This is a genomic window from Streptomyces sp. SUK 48 (genome assembly GCF_009650765.1).
Taxonomy (GTDB): Bacteria; Actinomycetota; Actinomycetes; order Streptomycetales; family Streptomycetaceae; genus Streptomyces.
This window is the reverse complement of sequence record NZ_CP045740.1, coordinates 5,190,547-5,206,365: the sequence shown is the minus strand read 5'-3', so window position 1 is coordinate 5,206,365 and position 15,819 is coordinate 5,190,547. Positions and strand designations below refer to the sequence as shown.

Annotated in this window: 16 protein-coding genes and 2 pseudogenes; 4 read left to right on the top strand and 14 right to left on the bottom strand. The window is 74.6% G+C overall.

The features are described 5' to 3' along the window. Window positions 1–90: 90 nt before the first annotated feature. The 10 genes and pseudogenes from GHR20_RS22840 to GHR20_RS22795 form a co-directional block, all read right to left on the bottom strand. Window positions 91–888, bottom strand: a complete 798-nt coding sequence (locus tag GHR20_RS22840) for an ABC transporter permease subunit (RefSeq protein ID WP_194858964.1) — start codon at window positions 886–888, stop codon at window positions 91–93. After that, window positions 875–1,749: pseudogene (locus GHR20_RS22835) on the bottom strand (2-aminoethylphosphonate ABC transporter permease subunit). Before GHR20_RS22835 ends, GHR20_RS22840 begins: the two are co-directional and overlap by 14 nt. Beyond that, complete coding sequence (locus GHR20_RS22830; RefSeq protein WP_111584438.1) at window positions 1,742–2,788, bottom strand: ABC transporter ATP-binding protein; 1,047 nt, start codon at window positions 2,786–2,788, stop codon at window positions 1,742–1,744. The pseudogene GHR20_RS22835 and the gene GHR20_RS22830 overlap by 8 nt, the downstream one beginning before the upstream one ends. Window position 2,789: 1 nt before the next feature. Continuing rightward, complete coding sequence (locus GHR20_RS22825; protein WP_153814225.1) at window positions 2,790–3,518, bottom strand: HAD family hydrolase; 729 nt, start codon at window positions 3,516–3,518, stop codon at window positions 2,790–2,792. A gap of 8 nt (window positions 3,519–3,526) precedes the next feature. Continuing rightward, window positions 3,527–4,651 carry a TIGR03364 family FAD-dependent oxidoreductase gene (locus tag GHR20_RS22820; RefSeq protein ID WP_153814224.1) on the bottom strand — a complete coding sequence of 375 codons (1,125 nt, stop codon included), beginning with the start codon at window positions 4,649–4,651 and terminating at the stop codon, window positions 3,527–3,529. Window positions 4,652–4,805: 154 nt separating this feature from the next. After that, complete coding sequence (locus GHR20_RS22815) at window positions 4,806–5,561, bottom strand: GntR family transcriptional regulator (RefSeq protein WP_153814223.1); 756 nt, start codon at window positions 5,559–5,561, stop codon at window positions 4,806–4,808. 38 nt (window positions 5,562–5,599) lie between these two features. Next, complete coding sequence (locus GHR20_RS22810) at window positions 5,600–6,604, bottom strand: hypothetical protein (RefSeq protein WP_153814222.1); 1,005 nt, start codon at window positions 6,602–6,604, stop codon at window positions 5,600–5,602. 202 nt (window positions 6,605–6,806) lie between these two features. After that, complete coding sequence (locus tag GHR20_RS22805) at window positions 6,807–7,079, bottom strand: hypothetical protein (protein ID WP_111584435.1); 273 nt, start codon at window positions 7,077–7,079, stop codon at window positions 6,807–6,809. Window positions 7,080–7,143: 64 nt separating this feature from the next. Next, window positions 7,144–7,479 carry a hypothetical protein gene (locus GHR20_RS22800; RefSeq protein ID WP_153814221.1) on the bottom strand — a complete coding sequence of 112 codons (336 nt, stop codon included), beginning with the start codon at window positions 7,477–7,479 and terminating at the stop codon, window positions 7,144–7,146. 140 nt (window positions 7,480–7,619) lie between these two features. Further along, window positions 7,620–8,753 carry an ROK family transcriptional regulator gene (locus GHR20_RS22795; RefSeq protein ID WP_153814220.1) on the bottom strand — a complete coding sequence of 378 codons (1,134 nt, stop codon included), beginning with the start codon at window positions 8,751–8,753 and terminating at the stop codon, window positions 7,620–7,622. A gap of 56 nt (window positions 8,754–8,809) precedes the next feature. Between GHR20_RS22795 and GHR20_RS22790 the strand changes: the two genes are divergently transcribed. The 3 genes from GHR20_RS22790 (at window position 8,810) to GHR20_RS22780 (ending at window position 11,379) form a co-directional block, all read left to right on the top strand. Next, window positions 8,810–9,874, top strand: a complete 1,065-nt coding sequence (locus tag GHR20_RS22790; RefSeq protein WP_148024678.1) for a Gfo/Idh/MocA family oxidoreductase — start codon at window positions 8,810–8,812, stop codon at window positions 9,872–9,874. Beyond that, a complete protein-coding gene (locus tag GHR20_RS22785) occupies window positions 9,871–10,383 on the top strand; it encodes a heme-degrading domain-containing protein (RefSeq protein ID WP_111584431.1) in 513 nt (170 codons plus the stop codon). The genes GHR20_RS22790 and GHR20_RS22785 overlap by 4 nt, the downstream gene beginning before the upstream one ends. 120 nt (window positions 10,384–10,503) lie before the next feature. Next, entirely contained in the window at window positions 10,504–11,379 is an 876-nt protein-coding gene (locus GHR20_RS22780) for an LLM class F420-dependent oxidoreductase (RefSeq protein ID WP_148024676.1), read from the top strand. Between the two features lie 87 nt (window positions 11,380–11,466). Here the strand turns inward: GHR20_RS22780 and GHR20_RS22775 are convergent, their stop codons facing one another. From GHR20_RS22775 to GHR20_RS22760, 4 genes are all read right to left on the bottom strand, one after another. Then, window positions 11,467–12,324 carry a fumarylacetoacetate hydrolase family protein gene (locus GHR20_RS22775; RefSeq protein ID WP_153814219.1) on the bottom strand — a complete coding sequence of 286 codons (858 nt, stop codon included), beginning with the start codon at window positions 12,322–12,324 and terminating at the stop codon, window positions 11,467–11,469. A gap of 147 nt (window positions 12,325–12,471) precedes the next feature. Continuing rightward, window positions 12,472–13,191 (bottom strand): membrane protein insertase YidC, encoded by a 720-nt coding sequence (gene yidC / locus GHR20_RS22770; RefSeq protein WP_153814218.1) that lies wholly within the window; start codon window positions 13,189–13,191, stop codon window positions 12,472–12,474. A gap of 90 nt (window positions 13,192–13,281) precedes the next feature. Beyond that, window positions 13,282–13,617 (bottom strand): DUF6412 domain-containing protein, encoded by a 336-nt coding sequence (locus tag GHR20_RS22765; RefSeq protein WP_181516417.1) that lies wholly within the window; start codon window positions 13,615–13,617, stop codon window positions 13,282–13,284. Between the two features lie 61 nt (window positions 13,618–13,678). Further along, window positions 13,679–14,206, bottom strand: a complete 528-nt coding sequence (locus tag GHR20_RS22760) for a helix-turn-helix domain-containing protein (RefSeq protein ID WP_148024673.1) — start codon at window positions 14,204–14,206, stop codon at window positions 13,679–13,681. 292 nt (window positions 14,207–14,498) lie between these two features. On the opposite strand from GHR20_RS22760, the pseudogene GHR20_RS22755 reads away from it, so the two are divergent. Next, window positions 14,499–15,814, top strand: a pseudogene (locus GHR20_RS22755) (MFS transporter); the annotation flags it as partial. Between the last annotated feature and the right edge of the window lie 5 nt (window positions 15,815–15,819).

The following is a 15,819-nucleotide window of genomic DNA, read 5'->3' as shown; positions in this document are numbered from 1 at the left end:
AGGCGAACTCCTGGCGTTCTCGGGGCGATCGGGAGGCGATCGGGGGGATCGGGGGGGTGATCAGGCGATTCGGGGGTGATACGGCGGTGATCAGCGGTACGACGCCCGGGTGCGGACCCGGGCGACGGCGAACAGGACGAGCAGGGTCGCGGCCATCAGCACCACGGCGACGGCGGAGCCGGTGAACAGCGCGCCGCGGTCGGTGGCCGCGTAGATCAGGACGGGCAACGGGGTCCAGTCCGGCGGATAGAGCATCATCGTGGCGCTCAGCTCGCCCATGGACAGGGCGAAGCAGAGGCCGGCGGCCGCGGTCAGGGAGGGCAGCAGCAGGGGCAGCCGCACCCGCCACAGCACGTAGGAGGGCCGGGCGCCGAGCGAGGCGGCGGCCTGTTCACAGGCCGGGTCGAGGCGGGTGATCGCCGCCGACACGGACTGGTGGGCGAAGGCGGTGACCAGCACGGTGTGCGCGAGGATCACGATCCACCGGGTGCCGTTGAGCAGCAGCGGCGGCCGGGAGAAGGCCACCAGGACCGACAGACCCACCACCACGGAGGGCACCGCGACCGGCAGCACGAACAGGGCGTCCAGCATCCGCTTGCCGCGCCTGTGCAGGGCCGCCCCGGCGAGCGCCGCCCAGGTGCCCGCGGTCAGCGCGAGGAGGCTGGCGCCGGTGGCGGTGAGCAGGCTGGTGACGAGCGCCTGGAGGGCCTCGCCGCGGGTCGCGGAGCGGTAGTTGGCGAGCGTCGGGCCCGAGGGCAGCACGCTGGACCAGTGGGTGGCGAAGGAGGCGCCGAGCACCACGAGCAGCGGCAGCGCGAACAGCGGCAGGAAGAGGACGAGGAACACCGCCCACAGGGCCCCTCTGGCCCCTCGGCTATGCACCAGCACGACGGCTCACCACCCGGTAGAGGCCGTAGAGACCCACGGAGATCAGGACGTTGACGACGGCGACCACGCAGGCGCCCGGGTAGTCGGACTCCAGGATCGCCTTGCCGTAGACGAGCATCGGCAGGGTGGTGACCCCCTTCGCGCCGGTGAAGAGCACGATGCCGAACTCGTTGAGGCAGAGCACCAGGACGAGGCTGCCGCCGGCCGCGAGCGCGGGCAGCGCCTCCGGCAGGATCACCCGGCGGACGATCCGCGGCGCCCGCGCCCCCAGCGAACTGGCCGCCTCCAGCTGGGCGGTGTCCAGCTGCGAGAACGCGGCGAGCAGCGGACGCATCACGAACGGTGTGAAGTAGGTGATCTCCGCGAGCAGCACGCCCCAGGGCGTGTTCAGGAACTGGAACGGCCCCTGCGCGGCGCCCGTGAGCCCGGTCCAGGCCCCGTTGGCCATGCCGACGCCGCCGTAGACGAACAGCAGGGCCAGCGTGATCAGGAAGGACGGGAAGGACAGGAACACGTCCACGAACCGGGCCACCGCCCGCGCCCCGGGGAACGGCACGAACGCGATCACCAGTGCCAGCAGGAACCCCAGCACCAGGCACCCGGCGGTGGAGGCGAGCGCCAGCCAGACGGTGGTCCACAGCGCCTGCCGGAACGCCTCCGACGCGAAGACGTCGGCGTACGGCTGGACGGAGGTCCCCCGCTGTCCGGGCAAAACGACTGCTGGACGACGAGGGCGAGGGGGTAGAGGAAGAAGAGGGCGAGGAGGGCGACGGGGGGCAGGGCCCACAGCACCGCGGTGAACGACCGCGGGCGGCGCACCGGTTCACTCCTGGCCGGCGCCGGCCGGACGGCCTCAGCCATGGCTCACTCCCGCGGGCAGCAGCACCGCGTCGTCGGACGCGAAGTGCAGCGTGACCTCGTCGCCCCGCCACGGCGGCTCCCTCAACTCCCGTACGTCGGCCATGACCTGGTGGTCACCGATCTCGACGTACAGCCGGTGCGTGGACCCGCGCCACTGGATCTCCTTCACGACGCCGGTGAGTTGGTTGGGGCCCGCGCCGATCCCGACGAGGTGCGGCCGCACGCACAAGGTGGCCCGCGCGCCCGCGGCCACGCCCGCCGTGTCGACCTTCACCGCCCGGCCCGCGAGGTCGACGCCGTCCGGACCCACCGTCACCGGCAGCAGGTTGGCGCCGCCCACGAAGGACGCCGTGAACGCGTCGGCGGGCGCCCGGTACAGCTCCCTCGGCGTCCCGCACGCGCGCAGCCTCGCCCGGTCCATCACCGCGATCCGGTCCGCCAGGGTCAGCGCCTCGACCTGGTCGTGGGTGACGTACAGCATCGAGACCTCGGGCAGCTCCCGGTGCAGCCGGGCGAGTTCCGTGAGCATCCCGGAGCGCAGCTGCGCGTCGAGCGCGGACAGCGGCTCGTCCAGCAGGAGCACGCCGGGCCGGATGGCGAGCGCGCGGGCGATGGCGACGCGCTGCTGCTGGCCGCCGGACAGCTCGCGCGGATGGCGGCGGGCGAAGGCGGCCATGCCGGTCATCTCCAGTGCCTCGCCGACCCGTTGCCGTATCTCGCTGCGGGCGGTGCCGCGCGCCTTGAGCCCGAAGGCCACGTTCTCGTCGACCCGCAGGTGCGGGAAGAGCGCGTACTGCTGGACGACCATCCCGATGCCCCGGCGGTACGGCGGCAGGTCCGTCACGTCCCGGCCGCCGAGGAACACCCGCCCGGACGCGGGCCGGGCAAACCCGGCGACCGCCCGCAGCGCGGTGGTCTTGCCGGAGCCGGACGGCCCGAGGAGCGCCATGACCTCGCCGGGCTCGACGGTCAGATCGAGGCGGTCGAGGACGACCTGGCCGTCGTAGGCGACCGTGACGGAATCGAAGCGGATGCTCATCTCACCGGGCTCCCGCAAGCAGCGCGGGCAGGCCGGCCACCGAGTCCAGGACGTGGGTGGCGCCCGCCGCGCGGAACTCCGCGTCGCCGTGGGCCCCGGTGCGCACCCCGGCGACCAGCCCGGCCCCGGCGCGCACGCCGCTGAGCACGTCGTACGAGGTGTCTCCGGCCACGGCGACCTGCCGGACGTCCTCGGCGGCCTTGGTGCGCAGGAACGCCTCCAGGACCATGTCCGGGAAGGGCCGTCCGCGCCCGCCGGCGTCCGCCGGGCACAGGGTGAGCGGCACCAGGTCCGCCCAGCCGAGGGCGGCGAGGATGGCGTCCTGGGTGACCCGGGCGAAGCCGGTGGTCAGGACGACACCGCGGCCGCTCGCGAGCAGGGCCTCGACGGTCTCGCGGGCGCCGGGGACGGGAGCGATCAGGCCGCCGTCGACCAGTTCGCCGTACGCCTTCTCGAAGGCGGCGTTGGCGCGCCGGGCCCGCGCCTCGTCCCCGAACAGGTGTCGGAAGACGGAGATCTTGGACTCGCCCATGGTGGCGCGGACGTAGGCGAGGTGCTCGGCGTGCTCGGCCGTGCCCTCCCGGACGCCGAGTTCGGCGGCGGCCACGGCGAAGGCGCGCTCCACGAGCCCGCCGTCGGCGACGGTCGTACCGGCCATGTCGAGGACGACGAGCCGGATGTCGGGGGTCTTCTGCGCGTGGGTGCTCGCGGGGGTCGTCGCGTGGGTCATCGGGGTGCTCACCAGCCCAGTTCGTTCGCGGTGGTCTCGGCTATCGCGGGGGAGCAGGTCATGCCGCGCCCGCCGGGCCCGGTGACCAGCCATACCCCGTCGGCGACCTGCCGGCGGTGCACGACGCGGGTCCTGTCGGTGCACTGCGCGTACACGCCCGCCCAGCGGCGGCGGATCCGCGGCAGCGGCCGGCCCAGCAGGTGCTCCACGACGCCGGTCAGGTGCTCGTACGGCTCCTCGACGGTGTCGAAGGCGAAGGGGTGCTCGTACTCGTGGGTGTCGCCGATGGTCAGGCCGCCGTCGGCGCGCTGCACCATGAGCAGCTGCATCCTGTGCGCGGCCGCCGTCTCGTGCTGCGGCTGGCCGGCGTCGAGCGCGTCGAGCGCCTTCGAGGCGTAGGCCGGGTAGTAGCGGAAGCTGTCGCCGTCCGCGACCGAGGTCGGCAGCGGCTCGCCCAGCGGGTCGGTCTGCATCATCTGGAGCCGGACCCGGCGCACCGGCAGATCGGGGCCGGCCAGCTCGCGCACCAGGCCGCCGAGCCAGGCGCCGGTGGCCAGCACGACCGCGTCGGCGTGGTGCACGTCCCCGTGGTCGTCGCGGACGGTTCCCGCGCCGACCACCTCGCGGACCTCGCGGCCCGGCAGGAAGGTGTAGCGCGGGGACCTGCGCAGTTCCGCGCGCAGGGCGAGCTGCGCGGTGCGCGGCTCGACGGCGGCGTCCCGCTCGCAGAACAGGGCGGCGGTGAACGCGCCGCGCAGGGCGGGGTTGAGCGCGCGGGCCTCGTTTGGGGTCAGCAGCTTGTAGCCGCGGGCCCCGGCGTCCGCGCGGGCCACGGCGGCCTCGGCGACGGCCAGTTCCAGCTCCGTGCGCACCGGGGTCAGGGAGCCGGTGGCGCGGAAACCGAGCTTCGGCACCCTGGCGCCGATGCCCTCCCACAGGTCCCGCGCCCGCAGCGCGGTCTCCAGCTCTTCTCCCCCGGCCCGGCCGCTGACCCAGATCTGCCCGAAGTTGCGCAGCGAGGCGCCGCGCGCCTCGGCCTCCCGTTCGATCTGGACGACCTCGTGGCCACGTTCGATTGCTTGCCAGGCGTGCATGGTGCCGACCACGCCGCCTCCGACGACTGTCACTCTCACGCCGTCCACGGTCCTCGGGGGCGGGTAACCGCAGACGTCCGCCGGCCGACGGGAGCGTGAACTGCCCATCACGTTTGGACTAGACCCGTTATCTTTCTGTGACCTGAAGAGGGGTGGGTATGCCCTGATCTGCCTACCGAAAAGGGATCTTTCTTCAACCCTGGAGGTGGGCGGTGAAGGAGAACCGGTCCCCCCGGTACAGCGAGCGCACCCGCTCCAGCGGCCGGCCGCCGGTGTCCCGGGAGACCCGGTGGATCAGCAGCATCGGCAGCGCGGGCGGGGTGCCGATGAGCAGCGCCTCGCGGGGCGTGGCCAGCACGGTCTCCAGGCGCTCGTCGGCGTCGCCGAAGCTGATGCCCTGGGCGGCGAGATAGCCGTAGAAGGAGGAGTCGGCGTCGAAGTCGGCGTCCAGCCGGGGCACCCGCGCGACCGCGACGTAGGTGCTCTCCAGGCCGACCCGCTCCTCGTCCGCGAGCAGCACCCGCTCCAGGTGCCAGACGGGCTCGCCCGCCGTCAGCCCGGTCTCGGCGGCCAGCGGCCCCGGGCAGGGGAAGCGGTCGAGGGTGACGAGGGTACGGCCGGGCGTACGGCCCTGGCGGCGCACGCCCTCGGTGTAGCTCGCCAGCGACAACGGCTGGGCCAGCTTCGGCCCGGCCACCACGGTCCCGCGCCCCCGCCTGCGCAGCCGCCCCTCCAGCACCAGCTCCCGCACCGCCTGGCGCACGGTCTCGCGGGCGACGTCGTACCGCTCGGCGAGGTCGCGCTCGGTCGGGATGAGGCTGCCCTCCCCCAGTTCCTCCAGCAGTCCGGCGATCCTCGCCTTCACCGCGTAGTACTTCGGGATGCGGCCGTGCTCGGGGATGCCGGACCGTACGGGGGCGCCTGGGGCCTGCTCATAGGGGTAGTCCACGCAGGGATCGTCGCAGACGGGGGCGGGGCTCCCTCAACTCAGCGGCGCCTGCGGGCCAGCAGGAACGCGGCACCGGTCACACAGAGCAGGGCACCGGTGGCGGCGAGCAGGCCATGGGTGAGGGCGGGGCCGGTCCGGGCGAGTTCGCGGGCGCGCCGCCCGGCCTCCTGGGCGTCCTGGGCGAAGGGGAGGGAGGGGTCGGCGGCGGTGCCTGCGGGGCGGGGGGTGCCGGGGCCGTCCGAGCCGGTGCCGGGCTCCGGGGTGCCGGGGTCCGTACTCCCGGTGCCGGAGCTCTGTCCCGCACCCGTGCCCGTTCCCGTTCCCGACAGGTCCTGTGCCACCGGGGTGCCGTCCTGGTCCCCGGGCGGCTCGGGCGCCGGGGACATCGGGGTGCCGACCCCGAACCGGTAGGCATTGGACTCGCCCACCCAGTCCCCGTCCTGGCCGCGCCGCTGCACGGCGGCCGCGTTGGCGGTGACCTGGTCGGGCACGGCGGCCTCATGGGTGAGCGCGAGGCGGACCCGCACGCTGACGGTCTTGCCGGGCGACACGGTGAAACCGCTGAATCCGGGTGCGTCCAGCACGCCGACCAACTCCTTCTCATCGGTGCTCTCGAACGTCACCGGGTGGACGCGGGAGCCGTCGTCGAAGTCCAACCGGGCCTGCCCGGCCGTCAGTTCGTGCCGGTCGTCGACGAGGACGACGACCGGGTGGATGCCCGCGCAGGAGCGGGGGGTGGTGTTGGTGAGATCGATGTACCAGGTGCCGGCACCGGTGCCGGGCCGGTACTCGGTGGGGCCGCCGCGGATCCGGGTGTTCAGGGGGAAGGCGTGCTCACCGGGCGCGGCACAGGAGGGCGCGGAGGTGGCGGCCGCGACGGGGCGCGGGCCGCCGGGGGCCGACGCCGGGACGGGGACCCCGAGGGCCGACGCCGGGACGGGGGCGAGAACGGCGGCCGGGAGGGGGACGAGGGCGGCGGCCGCGGCGAGGCCGAGGGGGCGGAGGGCGATGCGGCCGGGGGACGGGGACGTACACAGTCGCATGAACACATGACCATGCCGGTTCAGGGGCGCGGGGCCGGGCCGCCGCTCCGGGCCGGACCGGAATGCCGCTCGATCGGCCGAGGAGTTTGGCCGGGAGGTGGCCGAGGCGGTTGAGTCGGCCGACCGCTCACACGGTGGCGGTCCGCTCACACGGTGGCGGTCGGCTCACGCGGTGGCGGTCGCCTCACACGGTGGCGGCCCGTCAGGACGCGCCCGCGCAGACGCGCTCGGCCTCGGTGGACGTCGAGTTCCGTACGCTCTCGGCCTTCTGCAGCGCCTGCCGCTGGGCGGTGCCGGGGTGCCCGCCGTTCGCGATACTGCGCAGCAGGTCGGTCTTCAGGCCGTCGTAGTACCGCTCGGCCCGCTGGGCGGCGGCGAGGGCCTTGTCGCAGTTGGACTGCGGGGCGGCGTGGGCCGCGGGCACGGCGACGGAGAACGCGAGAAGCGCTACGGCACCGGCCGCGAACGGTCGCATGGACCTCATGGGAACCTCCGGTGTGTCTCGGGTCGTACGTACGGCTGCGGCTACTGGCTACGGCTCAGGACGACAGCGTGACCACGCGCCCGCTGCCCTTCACCTCCACACATGCCTGGTACGGATCGGGATTCCCCCGCCGTTCCCCGCACGTCCACCTGGCCCCGGCCGCGCGCACCTCGGCCCCGCCCCGCGCGCCGTGCCAGACCTTCGTATAGGCGGCCGCGACCTGGCGTGCCACGCCGCAGGTCACCCGCTTGCCCGCGAGGACGCCCAGCCCCGAGGCGGGGTCGGCGCCGCAGGAGCGGACGCCCGCGCCCCGCGCCGCGACGGCCGTGCCGCCGCCCGGGACACAGACCAGGGCGATCCCGATCGCTCCGATGACCACTCCGGTTCTCATCGACCTCACCGGGCACCTCCGTCCCCTGGGCAACCCCACTCGCATGAGTACCCACATACGGGTCCGGCGTTCGCGCGGCACGCTCGAAAACCGGCGGTCCGGCGCGCCCCCGGCCCCCTCAGCCCCCTCCCCTCGCCCCCTCACCCCTCTCCGCGTCCGAACACCGCCGCCCCCAGCACCATCTCCGCCGCCCCCTGGGCCACGACCCGCTCCCCCCGCCGCACCACGTCCACCGCGACGCCCTCCCGGAGCCCCTCCCGCCGCGCCCGCGCGTCCAGCTCGGCCGACACCCCCCGTATGAAGGGCTCCGGGTCCGCCAGCACGGTCCGCCCCCCGAGCAGCACCCGGTCGATGTCCAGCAGCCCCACGAGATTCCCGGCCCCCACCCCGAGCACCCGCGCCGCCGCCTCCGTCTCCCCCCGGGCCACCGCGGCCAGGCACAGCACCTCCAGGCACCCCCGGTCCCCGCACGCGCAGCGCGGCCCGTCCAGCTGGACGACCTGGTGCCCGAACTCCCCCGCGCCGGTCCGCGCCCCCCGGTGCACCCGCCCGCCGATCACCAGCCCTGCCCCGAGCCCCGTACCGAGATGCAGGTAGGCGAACGAGCCCCCCGCGCCCCCGACCGCCAGCCCCACCGCCGCCGCGTTCGTGTCCTTGTCCACGACGACCGGCACGCCCAGCCGCCCGTGCAGCGCGTCGCGCAGCGGGAAGCCGTCCCACCCCGGGAACCCGGTGACCCGGTGCAGCACGCCCCGCACATGGTCGAGCGGGCCCGGCAGGGCCACCCCCACCCCCAGCGGCGAGCCGGCCTCGGCGAGCTCCCCGAGAGAGCCCAGGCAGCGGCGGAGCAGTTCGGTCACCGCCGCCTCGACCACCCCGAGCACGGCCTCCGCGCCCGCCCCGAGGTCCAGCTCCCCGTGCCGCTCGCCCACCACCTCCCCGTCCAGCCGTACGAGCACCACCCGCAGCGCGTCCCGGTCCAGCTGCACCCCCACCGCGTGTCCCGCCTCCGGCACCAGCCGCAGCACCGTGCGCGGCTTGCCGCCCGTGGAGGCGCGCCGGCCCGCCTCCGCCGCGAGCCCCGCCTCCCGCAGCCGTCGGGTGATCTTGCTGACGGCCTGCGGGGTCAGCCCGGTCCGCTCGGCCAGCTCCAGTCGGCTGATGCCCTCCGTCCCGGCCCCGCGCAGCAGACCGAGCACGAGCGCGCTGTTGTGCGACCGCACCGCCCCCAGGTTCGCTCCGGCCCGTCCGCTGTTCACCCTGTCCTCGCTCACACGCCCATTCTCCCCGCGGCTTGCACTTTGGCAACAGCGTTGCGAAAGTGGAGCGCATGAGCACTCCCCTCCGCGTCGGCCTGATCGGCTACGGCCTCGCCGGCTCCGTCTTCCACGCCCCCCTGATCGCCGCCACCGAGGGCCTCGTCCTCGACACGGTCGCCACCTCGAACCCGGAGCGGCAGCGGCAGGCCCGCGACGCGTTCCCGGACGTGACGCTCGCCGCGGCCCCCGAGGACCTCTTCGCCCGCGCGGGCGAGCTGGACCTGCTCGTCGTCGCCGCCCCGAACAAGACGCACGTCCCGCTCGCCACCGCGGCCCTGGAGGCGGGCCTGCCCGTGGTCGTGGACAAGCCGGTCGCCGGCACCGCCGCCGAGGCCCGGGCGCTCGCCGCCCTCGCCGAGGACCGCGGCCTCCTGCTGTCCGTCTTCCAGAACCGCCGCTGGGACAACGACTTCCTCACCCTGCGCGCCCTCCTCGACGACGGCGCGCTCGGCGAGGTGCGCCGCTTCGAGTCCCGCTTCGAGCGCTGGCGCCCGCGCCCCAAGGGCGGCTGGCGCGAGTCCGGCGACCCGGCGGAGATCGGCGGTCTGCTCTACGACCTCGGCAGCCATGTCGTCGATCAGGCCCTGGTGCTGTTCGGCCCGGCCGCGGAGGTGTACGCGGAGGCCGACGTGCGCCGTCCGGGCGCCGAGGCCGACGACGACACCTTCATCGCGCTCACCCACGCGAGCGGTGTCCGCTCCCACCTCCACGTCTCCGCGACGACCCCCCAGCTCGGCCCGCGCTTCCGGGTGCTGGGCTCCGAGGCGGGCTATGTGAAGTACGGCCTCGACCCCCAGGAGGCCGCCCTGCGCGAGGGCCTGCACCCCGGCCCCCGGTGGGGCGCGGAGCCCGAGGCCCTGTACGGCCGGATCGGCGCCGGCGAGTCCCCGCTGACCGGCGGCGGCACCCCCGTGAAGACCCTGCCCGGTGACTACCCCGCCTACTACGCGGCCGTCGCCGCCGCCCTCACCGGCGCGGGCCCCAACCCGGTGACCGCCCTGGAGGCGGCCGCCGCCCTCGACGTACTGGAGGCGGCCCGCAGGTCCGCCCAGGAGAAGGTGACGGTGACCCTGTGACCACGCAGCAGCAGCAACTCGCGCCCTCCATCGAGGAACTGGAGGAGCAGGAGCACCGCCTGGTGTTCGACCGGTTCACGTACGACGACGCGTGGGCGCTCGGTTCCCTGATGGTCGGGCTGGCCCGCGAGCGCGGGCTGCCGGTCGCGATCGACATCCACCGCGGCGGCCAGCAGCTCTTCCACGCGGCGCTGCCCGGCTCCGCCCCGGACAACGACGCCTGGATCGTCCGCAAGCGCCGGGTGGTCGAGCGCTTCGGCGCCGCCTCCTACCTGGTCGGCTCCCGCTTCCGCGCCAAGGGCACCACCTTCGAGAACTCCTCCCGCCTCGACGCGGACACCTACGCGGCCCACGGCGGCTCCTTCCCGATCCGCCTGGAGCAGGCGGGCATCATCGGCGCGGTGACCGTCTCGGGGCTGCCCCAGGTCGAGGACCACCGGCTGGTGGTGGCGGCGCTGGAGAAGTTCCTCGGCCGCCCGGCGGGCTCCCCCGGCGATTCGACCGACTGAGGGAACCGGGCAGCCAGACCGAGGGAACCCGGGAATCAGCCAGAACGCCCTCCGGTTGGCAGTGGGCACAGACGTGATGAGCACGCCAGCACCACCCCACCCTCCGGAGGGATCGCCCGCATGAGTCAGAGCACCGGCACGCTGAAGGAACGCCTCGGCCGGCACGGCGTCTGGGACGTCGCGCTGCGCGCGGAGGACCCCGCGCGCCGCGGCGAGCAGGAGGACGCCGCCGCCGAGCTGGAGGAACTCGACTTCGGCGCGATCTGGCTCGGCGGCAACAGCACCGCCGCGCACGCGACCCCGCTCATCGAGGCCACCCACCACATCACGGTCGGCACCAGCATCCAGAGCGTCTGGCAGCAGGACGCCGCCACGACCGCGGCCGACTTCGCCCGGCTGGAGTCCTCCCACCCCGGCCGCTTCCTCCTGGGCCTCGGCGTGAGCCACGGACCCCGCGTCGAGGGCTACCACCGCCCCTACTCCGCGATGGTCGGCTACCTGGACGAGCTGGACCGGGCCGGTGTCCCGGCCGGCCGCCGGGTCCTGGCCGCGCTCGGCCCCAAGATGCTGAACCTGGCCGGGGGCCGCGCGGCCGGCGCCATCCCCTACCTCGTCACCCCCGAGCACACCGCGCAGGCCCGCGAGATCCTCGGCCAGGGCCCGCTGCTCGCCCCGGAGTTCAAGGTCGTCCTGGAGCAGAACCCGACCCGCGCCCGCGAGATCGCCCGCGGCTATCTGGCCCGCTATCTCGAACTCCCCAACTACACCAACAACTTCCTGCGCCTCGGCTTCGACGAGTCCGACACCGCGGGCGGCGGCAGCGACCGGCTCATCGACGCGGTCTTCGCCTGGGGCGACGACGACCGCATCCGCCGCCGCGTGCACGCCTTCCACGAGGCGGGCGCCGACCACGTGGCCCTCCAGGTCGTCACGGAGGACGCGGGCCACACCCTCCCGCGGGAACAGTGGCGCAGGCTGGCCCTGCTGCTGCGGTGAGCGGTCCGGCCGCACGGTCCCGGACCGGCGGGCGCCCGAACCGGGTGGGGCCGCGTCACGCGTGACCCGTCCCACCCGGCGCGGCGGCTACGCGTCCTTGAACTCCTGCCGCTGCCGCCCGAGGCCCTCGACCTCCAGTTCCACCACGTCCCCGGCGCGCAGATACGGCTTCGGCTCGGGGTGCCCCATCGCCACCCCGGCCGGCGTCCCGGTGTTGATCACGTCTCCGGGGTACAGCGCCATGAACTGGCTGACGTAGCGCACCACTTCGCCGACCGGGAAGATCTGCTCCGCCGTCGTGCCGTCCTGCTTCAGCTCCCCGTTGACCCAGAGCCGGAGCGACAGCCGCTGCGGATCGGGGACCTCGTCCGCCGTCACCAGCCAGGGCCCGAGCGGGTTGAACGTCTCGCAGTTCTTGCCCTTGTCCCAGGTGCCGCCGCGCTCGATCTGGAACTCCCGCTCGGAGACGTCGTGCGCGACCGCGTACCCGGCGACATGCGCGAGCGCCTCCTCGGCCGACTCCAGGTAGCGCGCCGGGCGCCCGATGACGACGGCCAGCTCCACCTCCCAGTCGGTCTTGGCCGAGCCGCGCGGCACGAGCACGGTGTCGTCGGGCCCGACCACCGTGTCCGGCGCCTTGAGGAAGACGACCGGCTCACCGGGCGGCTCGGCGCCGGTCTCGCGCGCGTGGTCGTGGTAGTTCAGCCCGATGCACACGATCTTCCCGATCCGCCCGAGCGGCGGCCCGACGCGCAGCCCCGCCGCGTCCAGCACGGGCAGCCCGCCGGCGGCGGCCGCGTCCCGCACCCGCCCGAGCGCGGCGGCGTCGGCGAGCAGCGCCCCGTCGATGTCGTCCACGAGTGCGGACAGGTCGCGCAGGGTTCCGTCGGCGTCGAGCAGCGCGGGCCGCTCGGCCCCCGCCGTACCGACTCGCAGCAACTTCATGGGGTCACCCTCTCCCTCGATCGCGGGTGCCCGGCCGAGGTGTGCGGCCATCGGAGGGCTGGACGATCCTCCAATCACCCCGTCCACCCGGCAAGACCCTGTTCACGTACTGGACCGTAACCCCGGCCGTTACGGCCGTTCCGGCCGTTACGACTGCCGGTACAGCGCCGCCCGCTCCACCGCGCTCCACGTCGTACTGGTGACGACGTACAACGCGGCGGCCAGCGGTACGACGGCCACGCTGACCAGGGTGAAGAAGGACAGGAACGGCATCACCTTGCCGACCGCCCCGAGCCCCGGCACCTGCTCCTCGCCGCCGGCGGCGGCCATGACCGGGTTCTGCGCCATCTGCGTCCTCGCGCGCCGGTAGTTGAAGGTGGCGACGCCCGCGACCAGGGCGAAGAGCGCCAGGTAGACGACCCCGGCGCCGCCGAACAGCCCGTCCCCGGCGAGCGCGTCGGCCCACCGCCCGCCGAGCGGCGCGGCGAACAGCCGGTGGTCGAGCAGCGCGTTGCCCGAGGTGCTGGAGAACAGGTGGTAGAGGAGGAAGAACGCGGGGAGCTGGAGCAGGCTCGGCAGGATGCCGGACAGGGGCGAGACCTTTTCCTCGGTGTGCAGTTCGAGCAGCGCTGTGCGGAACCGCTCCTGGTCCTTGCCGTGCCGCTTGCGCAGTTCGGCGATGCGCGGCTGGAGCGCGGCGCGGGCCCGCTGGCCCCGGGCGGCGGCGCGGGAGAGGGGGTGGACGAGGAGTCGTACGAGCGCGGTGAACAGGACGATCGCGGCGGCGGTCGCGGAGCCGTGGCAGAGCGGTGCGAGCAGGTCGGCGAGCCGCTCGACCAGGTGCGCGAAGACGGAGAAGACGGACATGGGTGAGCCCTCCGGGGGTCTCGTCGTGCCGGGGTGAGGTGATGTCGGCAGGACGACCCGCGCGGGGTCACGGAGCGAGAAGAGCGTGCCCTACGCGGTGGTCGCCGGAAGGGTCCGGCCGGGCGCCCGGGGCCTGCGGCGGCCGCGGGCGTCGGGATCACGCTGGGGCAGGAAGGCCGTACGCCGGGCCCGGTCGCGTATGGCCGTACGGACGCGGGTGGGCGGTACGGCGGGTGCGGAGCCGGCGGCGAGCAGCGTGCACAGGGCGAGCGCGGAGCCGGCGGCGGCGGTCGCGGCGAGGGCGACGGCGGTGGTGAGGCCGCCGGTGTCGAGGAGTGCGAGGGGGAGCAGGAAGAGCAGGGGGGCCAGCAGGAACGCGACGGCGCGGCCGGCGGGCCCGCGGCTCATGGCCTGGCTCATCGTCATCCCCCTCCCCCGATCGGCGCTTTCCTCACACCGGATTATGCCTGTTCTCCACCTGTTCGCTTCAGACCTGTTCGGTGGCCATGGGCTCCAGCAGCCGCCGCGGCTTGAGCAGGGCGCGGCTGACCGGATCTACCGGGTCCGGATCGAGTCCGGGGCCCGGCTCCATGACAACGTCGGCGACCGGCACGATGGTTCCGCACCGGGGACATTCGCCGTACGGGCCGAGTTCGGTGCCGCAGGCGGCGTGCCGGAAGTAGCGCAGCCGGGTGTCGGTGAAGTGGTCGCGGCCCCAGAGCCCGAGGGCGCGCAGGGTGGGCCACAGGCCGATGCCGCGCTCGGTGAGCACGTACTCGTCGCGGGGCGGCGACTCCTGGTACCGGCGCTTCTCCAGAATCCCCTCGGTGGTCAGCGCCTGGAGCCGGGCGGCGAGGACGGCGCGCGGGATGCCGAGGTGGACGAGGAAGTCGTTGTAGCGCCGTACGCCGTAGAGCGCGTCGCGTACGACGAGCAGCGTCCAGCGCTCGCCGACGATCTCGAGCGCGCGGGCGATCGAGCACTCCTGTGTCGCGTAGTCCTTGCCCAGTGCCATGCCCTCCACTGTAGCCACTTTCCGACCTTAGGTTCAGTCATCGAACTGACCGTGTTACGGTGACCGTGACCGCTAGGTTCAATGACCGAACTGAGGGCTTGCCATGACCGGGCTCGATTCCGCCGCAGTGGGCGAGGCGCATGGGGTGCAGAAGGTGGCGCGGGGAGTGCGAGAGGTGAAGCGCGAGGCGCGGGGAGTGCGAGAGCCGGCGCGTGGGGCGCGCGAGGCGCCGGGCGGGAGCGGCGCTCACGGCGCGCACGCGGGATCGGACGCCCTCGGGCCCACCCCCGTCCGCCCCCGCGCCACCCTCGCCCTCGTCAGCGCGGCGACCGCCGTGACCCTGATGAACTACACGGCCCCGATGGTCACGCTCCCGCAGACCGCGGCCGCCCTGGGCACCCCGCTCTCCGGCCAGGCATGGCTCCTGAACGGCACCCCGCTGGGCCTCGCCGCCCTGCTCCTGGTGGCCGGCAGCCTCGCCGACGACTACGGCCGCCGCCGGATCTTCCTCGCCGGCACCCTGGCCCTCGGCCTGACCACCGCGCTCGGCGCGCTGACCACCTCGACCTGGCAGTTCACCCTGGCCCGCATCGCCCAGGGCGCCGCGAGCGCGGCCCTGCTGGCGAGCGCCCTCGGCCTGATCGTGCACGCCTTCCCCAGCCCGCGCGGCCGGCTGCACGCGACCGGCGTGTGGGGCGCGTTCGTCAGCGGCGGCATCGCGGCGGGCCCCCTGGTCGCGTCCGCGCTGCCCAACTGGCGCGCCGGCTACGGCGTCCTCGGCGCCGCGGCCCTGCTCCTGGCCGCGCTCGGCACCCGCACCCTCGCCGAATCCCGCGCACCCCGCGGCGGCCGTCCCGACCTACCCGGCGCGCTGACGTTCGGACTCGCCCTGGTCGCCCTGGTCGCGGCCCTCACCCTGGGCCGCGACGGCTGGCTGCGGGCACCGGTCGGCCTGCTGCTGGCGGCGGCCGCGGGGCTGATCGCCGTCTTCGTCGCCGTCGAACGGCGCTCCGGCACCCCGATGATCGACCTGGGCCTGCTGCGCCACCGCCGCTTCCTGGCCTCCTCGGCGGGCGGCCTGTTCACGGGCCTCGCGGTGATCGCCGTCTTCAGCTACCTGCCCTCGGTCGTCCAGCGGACGATGCACCTCTCCCCCCTGGCCACCGCCGGTCTGCTGCTGCTCTGGTCCGGGCTCAGCTTCGGCGTCGCCCTCCAGGTCAAGCGCCTGACCCTCCCCCCGCGCGGCCAGCTCGCCCTGGGCTTCGCCCTGCACGCCGCCGGCGCCCTGACCATGCTCGGCGCCATCGGCTCCGGCTCCTGGACCCGGCTGCTGCCCGGTCTGATCATCGGCGGCGTGGGCAGCGGTCTGCTCAACGGCGCCCTTCCGCTCCTCGCCGTCGACTCGGTCCCCGCGAACGCGCCGCCATGGGCTCCGGCGCCCAGCAGACCCTGCGCTACATCGGCTCCAGCGTCGGCGTCGCCCTGACCATCGCCCTCGCCACCTCCGGCGGCCACCTCGCCCACGGCACGGATCTCGCCCTGCTGGTCTCGGCGGGCCTCGCGGTGATCGGCGCGCTCGGTGTGCTGGCGCTGCGGGACCGCGCGTAGGACGG

Bases quoted from the DNA above. Each gene is read 5' to 3' on its own strand.
- GHR20_RS22805 (WP_111584435.1), bottom strand. From the start codon at position 7,079: ATGCGACCGTTCGCGGCCGGTGCCGTAGCGCTTCTCGCGTTCTCCGTC.
- GHR20_RS22790 (WP_148024678.1), top strand. From the start codon at position 8,810: ATGAGCACTCCCCTCCGCGTCGGCCTGATCGGCTACGGCCTCGCCGGC.
- GHR20_RS22830 (WP_111584438.1), bottom strand. From the start codon at position 2,788: ATGAGCATCCGCTTCGATTCCGTCACGGTCGCCTACGACGGCCAGGTC.
- GHR20_RS22765 (WP_181516417.1), bottom strand. From the start codon at position 13,617: ATGACGATGAGCCAGGCCATGAGCCGCGGGCCCGCCGGCCGCGCCGTC.
- GHR20_RS22825 (WP_153814225.1), bottom strand. From the start codon at position 3,518: ATGACCCACGCGACGACCCCCGCGAGCACCCACGCGCAGAAGACCCCC.
- GHR20_RS22780 (WP_148024676.1), top strand. From the start codon at position 10,504: ATGAGTCAGAGCACCGGCACGCTGAAGGAACGCCTCGGCCGGCACGGC.
- GHR20_RS22760 (WP_148024673.1), bottom strand. From the start codon at position 14,206: ATGGCACTGGGCAAGGACTACGCGACACAGGAGTGCTCGATCGCCCGC.
- yidC (WP_153814218.1), bottom strand. From the start codon at position 13,191: ATGTCCGTCTTCTCCGTCTTCGCGCACCTGGTCGAGCGGCTCGCCGAC.
- GHR20_RS22810 (WP_153814222.1), bottom strand. From the start codon at position 6,604: ATGCGACTGTGTACGTCCCCGTCCCCCGGCCGCATCGCCCTCCGCCCC.
- GHR20_RS22775 (WP_153814219.1), bottom strand. From the start codon at position 12,324: ATGAAGTTGCTGCGAGTCGGTACGGCGGGGGCCGAGCGGCCCGCGCTG.
- GHR20_RS22800 (WP_153814221.1), bottom strand. From the start codon at position 7,479: ATGAGAACCGGAGTGGTCATCGGAGCGATCGGGATCGCCCTGGTCTGT.